The organism is Mesorhizobium sp. M5C.F.Ca.IN.020.32.2.1, assembly GCF_004023105.1.
Lineage (GTDB): Bacteria > Pseudomonadota > Alphaproteobacteria > Rhizobiales > Rhizobiaceae > Mesorhizobium > Mesorhizobium wenxiniae.
Window position 1 is genome coordinate 1 of record NZ_RZSX01000145.1, and the last position, 9,551, is coordinate 9,551.

The window sequence follows — 9,551 nt, forward strand, 5'->3', positions numbered from 1 at the left end:
TCCCCGCCCAGAGCGTGCTGGAGGATTGTCTGGCCGCCCACGAGCACGATTATCGCCGTGAACGCGGCTGCCGGCAGAAGGATGGCGTGTCGGTTGGTGCCGACGATGCGTTCGGCGAGCGAAACCACCAGCAGGCCCAAAAACGCCATCGGCCCAACCAGCGCCGTCGACGCCGATACGAGCGCGGCGACAAGAACCAGCAGCCCGGCAGCCATGCCGCGCCACGCGACGCCGAGCCCGATGGCTGTGTCGGTGCCCAGCGCAAGCACATCGAGAACATGTCGCGCCCGCCAGGCGATGGCGACTCCCGCCACGGTGATCACGCCGGCCAACAGCATGAGATCGGGTTCCACTGTATTGAAGCTGGCGAAGACCGCACCTTGCAGCACGGCGAAATCGTTCGGATCCAGCAGCCGCGCCAGCAACGTCGTCAGCGATCGGAACAGAACGCCCAGCACGACGCCCGTCAGCAACATCAGCGTCAGGTCGAAACGCCGGCGAAGCATCGGCAGGAACAGCGCCAGCGCGAGGCTCTTCATTACCGTGAAATTGCCGAGGAAGTGCAAGCGGGGATCGATGCCGGCAAAGCCGAAACCGCTCAGCGCAAAAACAAGCGCGGTCTGGCAAAAGACGTAGAGCGCATCCAGCCCCATGATCGATGGCGTGATGATGCGGTTGGCGCAAACGGTCTGAAACACGACCGTCGAAACCGCCACCGCCACGCCGACCAGAACCATCGCCGCCAGCCGCAGGGCACGCAGTTCGATCACGAAGGCGAGATTGCCGCGCAGGCCGATCGTCATGAACGCGACGCTGACCAGCACTGCGACCGCCGCCATCATCGCGAGGCGGCCCTCGAGTCGCATCGGGCCGCGTTGCATCACGACTTCAGTCATTGCTGTTTCGGCCAAGCAGCAGGATGAGGAAAAGCACAGCCCCGACGACGCCGAGGATCGTGCCGACCGGAACCTCGTAAGGGAAACGGATGAGCCTGCCAATGATATCGCAAGCAAGCACCAACGCCGCACCACTGCCGGCGACCCATGGCAAGGTGTGGCGCAGGTTTTCGCCAGCGAAGCGCGATACGATGTTGGGCGCGACAAGGCCGACGAACGGGATCGTTCCGACAACAACCACGGTCAGAGCGGTGATGGCCGAGACGATAATCAGGCCGAGCCGAAGCATGCCGGCATAGTTCAGGCCGAGCCCTATGCTGACCTCCCTGCCCAACGAAAGCATCGTCAGGCGGTCGGCTGTCCACCAAGCCAATACGACCAATGCGCCCGCAACCCACAACAGTTCATAGCGCCCGCGCAGGATGCCGGAAAACTCGCCCGTCATCCACACTTCGAGAAACTGCAGAAGATCGAGGTGCCATGCCGTAAAGATCGCGGTAGCGCCAATGATGCCGCCATAGACCAATCCGAACAGCGGAACGAGAAAAGGTTGTGCAGGCGGCAGCCTATGGGCGAGCATGAGAAAAACGGATGTCCCGGCGAGAGCGGTGACGGCAGCGCCGGCTGCTTTCCAGCCAAGCGATGCATCTGGCCACACCAGCGTAGCGACCAGTATGCCGAGCGCCGCCGATTGCGCGGTTCCCGCCGTCGACGGCTCGACGAAACGGTTGCGGGCAAGCGTCTGCATCACAAGCCCTGCGATGGCCAAGGCGCTGCCGGTCAGAAGTGCCGCTAGTGTCCGCGGCAGGCGGCTGATCATGATCAGCCGCAACGCTTCCGGATCTGAAGCCAGACTGTCTATGGCGAGCTCGCCGACACCGACGAACAAACTGGCCACAAAGAGCGCCAGCAGGGTTGCGGCGCCGATTGCCTGATAAGCGAAGCCTTGAATGCCAAGCGATCCAGCGGTCATTTGGTCTGCGAGAAAGCGTCTCGAATGGCCTCAAGCACGCGCATCGTCGACTGGACGCCGCCTGCAGCGATGTAGAAATCGGCTGCCGGCATGTAGACCACCTGCCCTTTCTTCCAGGCCGTGGTTTCGGCCGCCAGTTCATTGTCGAGCGTTGCCCTGGCATTCTGCTCGCCCGAACCGATCGCCGCGCCGCGATCGAGCACGATAAGCCAGTCCGGATTGGCATCGCGGAGGAACTCGAAGGAGATCGCTTCGCCGTGGGTGGCGGCCTCAACATCCTCGACGGTCGGCGTGAGTTGGAGCGCCGAATGCAGCCAACCGAAGCGGGACGTCTTGCCGTAGGCAGTCACTTTCGGGCCGCTGGTCATCAGGATGAGAGCCGTACCCTTGCCCTTGACGGCGGCACGTGTCGACGAAAGCGCGGCATCGAGTTCCGCAGCAAGCGCCGCCGCCTCGGCCGGCTTGCCGACGAGAGCGCCGTAAGCCATCAGGCGCTGCTTTGCCTGCGCGAAAAGGTCATCGCCCTCCATTGTCATATCGATGCTCTGCGCAATCCGGCTCGTCGCCGCCAGTTGCGGCGAGGAGCGCCCGCCGACAATGATAAGGTCCGGCGCCAGCGCGCTCAGGGCCTCCAGATCGGGCTCGAAGAGGGTCCCGACGATTTCCGCACCGTCCTTCAATCCTGCGAGTTCGGGCACATAGAGTTTATCGGGCAGACCGGCAATCTTCACGCCCAGGCTGTTCAGCGTATCGACTGCCGCAATATCGAACACCGCGAGCGTTTGCGGCGTCTTGTCGACCGTCACCGGGCCTTTCGCGGTTTCGATCTCGGTTGCGAACGCCTGAACGAGGAAAAGCGCCAGTGCCGGCAACGCCAGGACCGACTTGAGCCATTTCATGAGCATGCTCCGTGTCGAAAACGACGCCTCAATCGCGCCAAGGCCAGCGGCTGGAGATTTTCGCGGAAGGCGAACCGGGCGAGATGCGATTCGATGACCTGCTTGGTCTCGTTTAATGCGCCGGTGTCGGCCGCTTCCACCATTATGGCCAGCTCTTCGAGACCGGCATTCATTGTAGCTGTGCCACAGGAAAACCGGCACTGCCCATGCCCTTCGCCATAAGCGACCTCCACCTTGTGCGCGAAATGTTTGCATAGCTGCTGGATATATTTGCCCGCATTCGGTGTTTCGCAGCGCGTGGTTGCAGTCAGCATGGAGTCCTCATAATATGACGTTTACACTCCACTTATCGTAAGCTATCCCTCCAGACAAGGTCGGCCTCATGAGCAGTCGCCCGCAAGAATGCCTGTAGCGACAGCCCCATATTGCCATGCTCCTGGCAGTCCAGACCTTCGAACAGAAAAAGCGTTCCAATGCTGCTTAGATTTTTCTCCTACTACCGCCCCTGGAAGGGTCTGTTCATCCTGGATTTCTGCTGTGCGGTTCTGTCTGGCATGCTGGAGCTCGGGTTTCCGATGGCGGTCAAGCTGTTCGTCGACGAACTGCTGCCGACTCAGCAGTGGCTGTTGATACTTGCTGCGTCGGCCGGCCTGCTTGCCATCTATGTGTTGAACACCGGGCTGATGGCGGTCGTGGTTTACTGGGGTCATATGCTCGGTATCAATATCGAGACCGAGATGCGCCGGAAGAGCTTCGATCACCTGCAGAAGCTCTCGTTCCGCTTCTATGACAACCACAAGACCGGTCACCTCATCGCCCGCGTCACCAAGGACTTGGAGGAGATCGGCGAGGTTGCCCATCATGGCCCGGAAGACCTGTTCATCGCGATCATGACTTTCCTCGGCGCTTTCGCGCTGATGTTCCTGGTCAATCCGCAGCTTGCACTGATTACGGCGGCAATTGTGCCGCTCGTCGCCTGGGTGACAAGCCGCTATGGCGCGCGCATGACGCGCAACTGGCAGGCGCTTTACGGGCGGGTCGGCGATTTCAACGTTCGCATCGAGGAGAATGTCGGCGGCATGCGCGTGGTGCAGGCTTTCGCCAATGAAGATCACGAGCGCAATCTGTTCGCGCGTGACAACGCCAGCTACCGCAAGACCAAGCTCGATGCCTATCGCATCATGGCCGCCAGCACGTCGCTGAGCTACATGAGCATGCGGTTGATCCAACTGGTGGTAATGATTGCCGGAAGCTACCTCGTGCTGCGTGGCGAACTTTCCAGTGGCGGCTTCGTTGGCTTCCTGCTCCTGGTCAATGTGTTCTTCCGGCCGATCGACAAGATCAATTCGGTGATCGAAACCTATCCGAAAGGCATCGCCGGATTCCGCCGTTATGCGGCTCTCCTCGACACTGAGCCGGACATCGCGGATCGGCCTGGTGCTGTTGACGCACCGACGCTCCAAGGCAACATCAGCTACCGGGATGTCACCTTCGGCTATAGCGGCGAACGGGCGGTCTTGAAGAACATCAATCTCGACATAGCAGCCGGACAAACCATCGCCTTCGTGGGACCGTCCGGCGCCGGCAAGACGACGCTGTGCTCGCTGTTGCCGCGTTTTTACGACGTCGACAGCGGCGCCATCACGATCGACGGTTTGGATATCCGCGACATGAGGCTGGCCTCATTACGCGGCCAGATCGGTATCGTGCAGCAGGACGTGTTCCTGTTTGGCGGAACGATCCGCGAGAACATCGCCTATGGCCGGCTGGACGCGGTCGATAGCGAGATCGTCGAGGCCGCGCGCCGCGCGCGCCTCCACGAACTCATCGCTTCACTGCCGGAAGGCCTCGATACGATCATTGGCGAGCGTGGCGTAAAACTTTCGGGCGGTCAGAAACAGCGCCTGGCAATCGCGCGCATGTTCCTGAAGAACCCGACAATCCTCATCCTGGACGAGGCGACGTCGGCACTCGACACGCAGACCGAGCGGAAGATCCAGCAGTCGCTGGCAGAGCTTGCGGAAGGCCGAACGACACTGGTGATCGCACACCGGCTGGCGACGATCCGCAAGGCCGATCGCATCGTGGTGGTCGCCGATACCGGCATTGTCGAACAAGGTCCGCATGATGAGCTGGTGGCGCTTGGCGGTGCTTACTCACGGCTGGGCGAGGCTACGGACTGACGACGCAGCTCTCAAAGCTGAAGCCGAGGGGAGTTCTACTGAAACGCACCCGATCGGGCCGCGCAACGCTGTGGACGATCGCCTGACTTCGGCGGCGAAAGACGTGGACAGGCCCCCAAGCCCGCTCCAGCCCACGGTTCGAGATCGGCAAAGATCTTTCTGGCTGTGAGGTGATTCCAAGCGGCGGGCGCGCCCGCCGCTTGGAGGTCTAATCTCGACCGTGCCGGCCGAACGCTGGTATCAGCGGCCCCAGATCCCCTGGCCATAACCGGGCCCAGGAATATCGAAGATCGAATTCCCTGCCGAGGTCGGTGCGCTGTCGGTCGTGCTGACACTCGCTGTGCCGCTCGGGTCGGCCGCGTAGCCGTTGTCGGACACCATCGAATGGTGACCGGTGTTCGAATAGCCGGAGCCATGGCTGTAGTCGGAGCCATAGTGGTCGCTGCCGGCAAGAGCCATGCCGGAGGCAAACAGGAAAGTGGCAGTGGCAAGAACGATCTTAAGCATTTCAATTCTCCACCTTTGAGGGTTAGCATTTGGCCTCAACGCGCCGTGCCCCGCACCGCATCAATGAGCCGTCTTTCATGCCCTTTGGGCAAACCGACCAACCGCTATCCTTCTGGATTTGCGGCAGCAGGTTGTTCAGCGCACGGTTTGTCTTGTTACGTTCGTGCGCTGTTCGGAGGGCTGCTTGATAGCAGCCGAGATGATCACCATTCGGCGGCGTCAACGCGGCCTGTATGAATGGCGGCTGTTCCCGATCAGCCGTCGCGTGGCGGGGTTGACGTCTGCCCCTTGTCGATCATGGCGTTGTAAGAGCCGGCGAGCCCCTTCATGGGCCGCATGGTTTTGGTCAACAAGGCTCGCGCGGAGCCGGTCGGGGAAATCGTACGAAGTAACTGGCTTATGCATTTTGAACCTCAGGTTTCGGAGCAAGACGCGTCGGCACCTCGACAAGACTAGATGTTCGTCCATGGCGCTGGATACTTGTGTCTCGCCCATCGAATCTGCCGCATCTGCGGTTCTTATTGTCATACACCGCTTTCGTTTCAGGCGTTTTTCTGTAGTGCGGTGGGAGTGTTTCGTTTGTTTCAGGGGCACGCGCGACGGGGCGGGCCGCATTTGTGGATGGTTGTGGTCCGAGTCGTTTGCTCCGGATCCAGAAAGGATCAAGTCGACAAGGTTGCGAACACTCTGGCGCGTAGCCGAGCGGCCCGGAACGAATGGAAGGCCGCCCGCAATCTCGCGGAGTGTCCTTTCCGCGCCGTCCGATCGACACGTCCTGGCTCGGCGCTGCGCGGCCAGTGGTGATCCATATGGTCACCGATCCTGAACGAGAACAGCACGAGCGAAGGCAGGACCTGGATCGTAGGTTCAGACTGAATCCGGCGGAGGCTGACGTCGTCCTGGAAAATCTCAATGGCAACGGGCGCGACGCCGCTGCCCGGCTCGGCATCGCGGCCACACGGTCAGAGCGCATCTAAGGCATGTCTTCGAGAAGGCCGGCGTGCGCAGGCAGGCCGAACTCGTCCGGCTGCTGGAGGCGAGCGCGAGCTGACGAGCACTGATGGCGGTGATTTTTTAACTAACGCCAAAACTGTTCCTGCCAGGCCAACACGGCCTGCGTAGGTCATGCCTGCGTCCTTTCACGACCTTCTCCTGGGGAAAAGGAAGGTCTGGGCAGGTCAATATCCCGTCCATCCAGAACACATGCTGAATAACGGCTTTCCGGGAGCCGACCTTCAGCCGTCGCATATCGTTCTCGTCGGAGATTCGACGAGAATCTTCCTCGATGGGCGCGACACCGGCTTCCACATGCCACAGGCCTGTCCGCCTCGGCGCGACCCAAGGACGGACAGGCTCAGCCTCCGCTTACGGCCGGATGTTGTGGTTGACGCGGAAGAGGTTCGCCGGATCGTATTTGCGCTTGACCGCGACGAGCCGCTCATAGTTGGCGCCGTAGGCGGCGCGTACGCGCGCTTCGCCTTCATCATCCATCATGAAGTTGATATAGGCGCCACCATGCGGGTTGTGCTTGTGCACCGCGGCCCAATACTCGCTTGCCCAGCGCCTCAGCTCCGGCGCCTTCGTCGGGTCGGGGTCGATGCCGGCGATAACCATGGACCAACGCGCTCGCCGCGCTCCCCAGGCGGTGGCGTCCGGAGCCACTTCCTGGACCGCTCCGTCGATCGGGTAGAGATGCATCAGCGACAGCTCGCTCGGGGTTTTCGAGCCGTGCTCGGCATGGGCACCGATGGCCGCATCGGACAGCTCGTCGACATAATCGCCCTTCCAGTACCACTGCAAGCCCTTCGGCAGCAGCGGATCAAACAGCGCCTGCAGATCGACGAAGGGCATCTGCATCATACCGTCCATTAGAGGCTTGGGAAGCGCGTCGCGCACGGGCTGCATCGCTCGGATGCCGTCCTCCTCCGCGCCGTTGTAGCAACTGATTAGCGCGCAGATGCGCCTTCCCCAGATCTCGCGCGGGAAAGGGTCGCAGGAGGGCACCGTCTTGATGCCGAAGAACATCCCGAGCTCTCGCGGCGCTCCGGGCAGGAAGTCCCGGTACCAACGCATGATCTCTACGGCATGTGCGATGTCGAAGAAGATCGGCCCGGCATAGACATCCTTCGCCGGATGCGCCTGAAATGTGAAGCGCGTCACGACGCCGAAGTTGCCGCCGCCGCCGCGCAGCGCCCAGAACAGCTCCGGGTGTTCGTCCTCACTTGCCGTCACGACGCTGCCGTCGGCCAGCACGACCTCGGCCGCAAGCAGATTGTCAATGGTGAGGCCGTGTTTGCGCGTTAGATGGCCGGTACCGCCGCCCAGCGTCAGTCCGGCGATGCCCGTGGTCGAGACGAGGCCCGCCGGCACCGCCAGCCCATGAGCGCTGGTGGCGCGGTCGACATCGCCTTGGGTGCAGCCGGCCTCGACGCGGACCGTGCGAGTCCTGGGATCGATATCGACCCGTTTCATCGGCGACATGTCGATGACCATTCCGCCGTCGCAACTGCCGAAGCCTGGACCGTTGTGGCCGCCGCCGCGAATGGCAAGAACCAAATGCTTCTCTCGGGCATGATTGACTGCCGCGACGACGTCGGCGACTTCGGCGCAGGGGACGATCCAGCGCGGCCGCTTGTCGATCATAGCGTTGTAGAGCCCGCGAGCCTCTTCATAGGCCGGATGGTTTTGGTCAATAAGGTCGCGAGGAGCCTGTCGGGGAAATCGTACGAAGTAACTGGCTTATCCATATTGAACCCTCAGGTTTCAGAGCAAGACGCGTCGACGCTCGCCAAGAATAGATTGTTCATCCTGGGCGTCGGACATTTGCGCTTGCCGGTTGAATTTGCCGCATCTGCGGCTCTTTTTGTCATACACCGCCTTCGTTTCAGACGTTTTTCTGTGGTGCGGTGGGAGTGTTTCGTTTGTTTCAGCGCGCGCCCCACGGGGATGACAGGCGGCACTTTGTGACTGGTTATGGTCCGGTCGTTTGCTCGAGCCGTGTTATCGGCCGTGCAACCTAGGACATTCGTGTTTCCGCCGTTTTTCCGGAGGATTGGGTAGAGTTTCGTTTTCACGTCAGCGCTGGCGAAGATTCCCACGCGCCGAAACAGTTGAAACAAATCACGCGGCGTCTGAATGTATGCTGAAACAAAGAGGGTCTAGTATCCGCCCTCGGGCGATCACGTGAACAAAGGGAACGACCATGCGGCCTGACAATTCGGTCACATACACACACACAGGCTATGCCCTTTTTGACGCCAACAATGTCCTCGTTGGTAGCAATCCGCAGATATTTGGAAGCCAGCAGCTCGATCGCGGCGAGATGCAGCCGATGGATGCCATTGCCGCAGTCGCCGAAGCCCTCTCACATCTAAAGAGTTTCGACGGCCGCCCCATCGAGCCGGGCAACGCGTTCGCTGAAAGCGCCGCTGCGCGATGGACGCAAATCGACAACCCTCCAGTTGAAGCTGAGACATTGGATGGCCGGTGGAAGTTGCTCACCGCACATCCTCGGCCGAATGGTGGCATGGCCCTGGTAAGCGTCGACATTACCGACATGAAGCGAGCGCAGATCGCGCACCGGGAAAACGCGGAGATATTCCGCTGCATCACGGACAGTCACCCGCTGCCCGTTTGGGTGGTGGACGCGGGAAGCGGGAAAATCGTCTACGAAAGCCTCGATGCGTCGAACCTGCTTGGCCGAAAATGGACCCCGAACGAGCCGCAATTCCTGACGGATCATTTCGTGAATACTGGCGAATTCGATGAAATCAGTTCTCTCGCCAGCAACAGCGAGATCGTGCGGGATCACGAAATCCAGCTTAGAAACACAAGCGGATCGACCGTCTGGTGCTCGACCAACTGCCGTCGCGGCGTTTATGACGGGCGCCCCTCGCTCATCATCGGCGTATTGGACATCACGGAACGTAAGCAGCGCGAGGATCTGTTCGGTTTCCTGATCAAGCATCATCCGTTGCCGGTATGGATGACCGACGCAAGTTCGGGGGAACTCATTTACCAGAGCAATGCTGCCGAACGGCTGCTTGGATGGAGCAAGAAGGCGCAACGCGAGACGGTGCGGCTCGGCGACTAC

Annotated in this window: 9 protein-coding genes; 3 read left to right on the top strand and 6 right to left on the bottom strand. The window is 61.0% G+C overall.

Translation table 11 applies throughout. The annotated features are described in order from the left end of the window. From EOA86_RS10005 to EOA86_RS10020, 4 genes are all read right to left on the bottom strand, one after another. A partial coding sequence (locus EOA86_RS10005; RefSeq protein ID WP_128341467.1) for an iron chelate uptake ABC transporter family permease subunit occupies positions 1–896 on the bottom strand: 896 nt, incomplete at its 3' end. After that, positions 889–1,869 (bottom strand): iron chelate uptake ABC transporter family permease subunit, encoded by a 981-nt coding sequence (locus EOA86_RS10010; RefSeq protein ID WP_127208116.1) that lies wholly within the window; start codon positions 1,867–1,869, stop codon positions 889–891. The genes EOA86_RS10005 and EOA86_RS10010, both read right to left, overlap by 8 nt. Next, complete coding sequence (locus EOA86_RS10015) at positions 1,866–2,768, bottom strand: siderophore ABC transporter substrate-binding protein (RefSeq protein WP_128341469.1); 903 nt, start codon at positions 2,766–2,768, stop codon at positions 1,866–1,868. The genes EOA86_RS10010 and EOA86_RS10015 overlap by 4 nt, the downstream gene beginning before the upstream one ends. Further along, on the bottom strand, positions 2,765–3,082 hold the full coding sequence (locus EOA86_RS10020; protein ID WP_128341471.1) for a DUF2218 domain-containing protein: 318 nt from the start codon (positions 3,080–3,082) through the stop codon (positions 2,765–2,767). Before EOA86_RS10020 ends, EOA86_RS10015 begins: the two co-directional genes overlap by 4 nt. A gap of 159 nt (positions 3,083–3,241) precedes the next feature. On the opposite strand from EOA86_RS10020, the gene EOA86_RS10025 reads away from it, so the two are divergent. After that, positions 3,242–4,951 (top strand): ABC transporter ATP-binding protein, encoded by a 1,710-nt coding sequence (locus EOA86_RS10025; protein WP_128341473.1) that lies wholly within the window; start codon positions 3,242–3,244, stop codon positions 4,949–4,951. A gap of 240 nt (positions 4,952–5,191) precedes the next feature. Here the strand turns inward: EOA86_RS10025 and EOA86_RS10030 are convergent, their stop codons facing one another. After that, complete coding sequence (locus EOA86_RS10030; RefSeq protein ID WP_127208113.1) at positions 5,192–5,458, bottom strand: hypothetical protein; 267 nt, start codon at positions 5,456–5,458, stop codon at positions 5,192–5,194. A 716-nt stretch (positions 5,459–6,174) separates the two neighbouring features. Here EOA86_RS10030 and EOA86_RS39335 point away from each other — a divergent pair. Further along, a complete protein-coding gene (locus tag EOA86_RS39335; RefSeq protein WP_206523222.1) occupies positions 6,175–6,435 on the top strand; it encodes a hypothetical protein in 261 nt (86 codons plus the stop codon). Positions 6,436–6,823: 388 nt separating this feature from the next. Here the strand turns inward: EOA86_RS39335 and EOA86_RS10045 are convergent, their stop codons facing one another. After that, a complete protein-coding gene (locus EOA86_RS10045; RefSeq protein ID WP_128341477.1) occupies positions 6,824–8,101 on the bottom strand; it encodes an FAD-binding oxidoreductase in 1,278 nt (425 codons plus the stop codon). A gap of 559 nt (positions 8,102–8,660) precedes the next feature. Here EOA86_RS10045 and EOA86_RS10050 point away from each other — a divergent pair. Then, a partial coding sequence (locus tag EOA86_RS10050) for a PAS domain-containing protein (RefSeq protein WP_128341479.1) occupies positions 8,661–9,551 on the top strand: 891 nt, incomplete at its 3' end.